The sequence below is a fragment of the Paraconexibacter sp. genome, from assembly GCF_041602235.1.
Lineage (GTDB): Bacteria > Actinomycetota > Thermoleophilia > Solirubrobacterales > Solirubrobacteraceae > Paraconexibacter.
On sequence record NZ_JBFIGP010000444.1, the window covers coordinates 1 to 2,085 of the forward strand.

General features: G+C 70.3%; 2 protein-coding genes. Both read right to left on the reverse strand.

Annotated elements, in window-relative coordinates:
* A partial coding sequence (locus ABYE80_RS20205; protein WP_372792149.1) for an aldehyde dehydrogenase family protein occupies positions 1 to 779 on the reverse strand: 779 nt, incomplete at its 3' end.
* Positions 780 to 894: 115 nt separating this feature from the next.
* A complete protein-coding gene (locus ABYE80_RS20210; protein ID WP_372792151.1) occupies positions 895 to 2,040 on the reverse strand; it encodes an acyl-CoA dehydrogenase family protein in 1,146 nt (381 codons plus the stop codon).
* Positions 2,041 to 2,085: the final 45 nt, after the last annotated feature.

Consider the following 2,085-nt stretch of genomic DNA (forward strand, 5'->3'; position numbering starts at 1 on the left):
GCCCCGCCCAGCGCCTGGACGCGCTTGCCGGTCGCGGCGGCTCGCGTGTAGACGTGCTTGGCCACGCGGGCCGAGCCGACGAACGACACGGCGTCGATGTCGGGCGAGTCGCAGATGCCGTTGACGACGTCAGCGCCCCCGTGGACGAGGTTGACGACGCCCGGCGGCACGCCGATCTGCTCGAGGATCTCGAACACGATCGTCTGCGTCAGGGGGTCCTGCTCGGAGGGCTTGAGGATGAACGTGTTCCCGCAGCCGATCGCGAACGGCAGGAACCACATGGGCACCATCGCCGGGAAGTTGAACGGCGTGATCGCCGCGCACACGCCGACCGGCTGGCGGATGGTCTCGATGTCGACGTTCGTCGCGATCCCTTCGAGGTTGCGGCCCTGCGTCGTCTGCGGGACGGCGGTCGCCGCCTCGACCATCTCGATCATCCGGCCGACCTCGGCCCGGGCGTCGGGCAGCGTCTTGCCCATCTCGGCGGTGACGGTCCGCGCGAGTTCCTCAGCGCGATCCACGAGGGCCTGTCGCAGCGAGAACAGGAGCGCCGCGCGCCTGATCACCGAGGTCCCACGCCAGCCGGGAAGGGCGGCACGAGCGGCGACCGCCGCCGCGGCGACGTCCTGCGCGCCCGACAGCGGGACCCGAGCGAGGACCCCGCCCGTCGCGGGGTCGGTGACGTCGAGGCGCTGCGTCGTGGTCGCGGGAACCCAGCGACCGCCGATGTAGTTGCGCAGCTCTCGGACGGTGGTCTCTGTGGGAGCGGTGAGGGTCATGCCGGAGTCCTTTGCGTTGGCCGCCCCCCATCATCGCGCCCCACGCGTGGTCCATCACGGCGAACGTCGCGCGCGGGCCCGCGCCACAGCGATCGCCGCGGCGCCCCGCCCCCCCCTACAGCCCGTGCGTCTTGGCGATGATCTCGCGCTGGATCTCGCTGGTGCCGCCGTAGATGGTCGAGACGAGGTTCAGCCGCACGTGGCCTTCCATGTCGTACTCGGTCGCGTAGCCGTAGCCGCCCATCATCTGCATGCCCTCGAGGGCGATCTTCTTGGCGGTCTCGGTGACCTTGAGCTTGGCCATCGACGCCTCCTGCGGGAAGAGCTGGCCCGGGTTGGCGTCGACCTTCCGCGCGACCGCGTAGGTCAGCAGGCGAGCGCATTGCAGCTCGGTCGCGAGGTCGGCGATCCGGTGCGAGAGCGCCTGGAAGGAGCCGATGGGCCGCCCGAACTGCTTGCGCTCCTTCACGTACGCGAGTGCGTCGTCGAAGGCGCGCTGCGCGAAGCCCAGCGACTGCGCGGCGATGATGAGGCGCTCGGAGTTCAGCCCCGCCATCAGCTGCATCCACGCCCCGCCCTCGACGCCGACCAGGTTCTCGGCCGGCACCTCGACGTCCTCGAAGAACACGTCGTTCACGACGCGACCGCCCATGGTCTCGATGCCGCGGATCTCCATCCCCTCCGCACCCCGCGGGATCTGGATCATCGACAGCCCGTCGTGCTTGGCGCCACTGGCGTCGGTGCGGCAGACGAGCAGGATGTGCTCGGCGAAGTGCGCCTCGGAGATCCAGGTCTTCTGGCCGTTGATGACGTAGCTGCCGTTCTGGCGCTCGGCCTTGCAGCGCAGCGCGCCGACGTCGGAGCCGGCCTCGGGCTCGGACATCGCGATCGCCTCGACCTTGCCGTTCACGATGCCGCGGAGCACGTCCTCCTTCTGCTCCGGCGTCCCGAACTTCTCGTACGGCCCCGCGCTGATCGCGGTGACCGCGAAGCCGCCGATCGGCAGCTGGCCGTACGACATGGCCTCCAGGAACAGGCACAGGTCGACCATGCCGCCCCCCGACCCGCCGTACTCCTCGGCGATCGCGACGCCCAGCCAGCCCAGGTCCGCGACCTTGGCGTAGAGCTCCTCGTTGTGGGGGTGCTCGCCGCCACCGGTCAGCGCGTCGCGCTGGGCGCGCGTGCCGCACTCGCGGGCGGAGAAGTCACGTACCGCCTCGACGAAGGCGGCCTGCTCGTCGGTCAGCTCGAAGCCGTTCATGGTGTCTCTGCTGCTTTCTTGGGATCGGATTGCACGCGGGGCAGC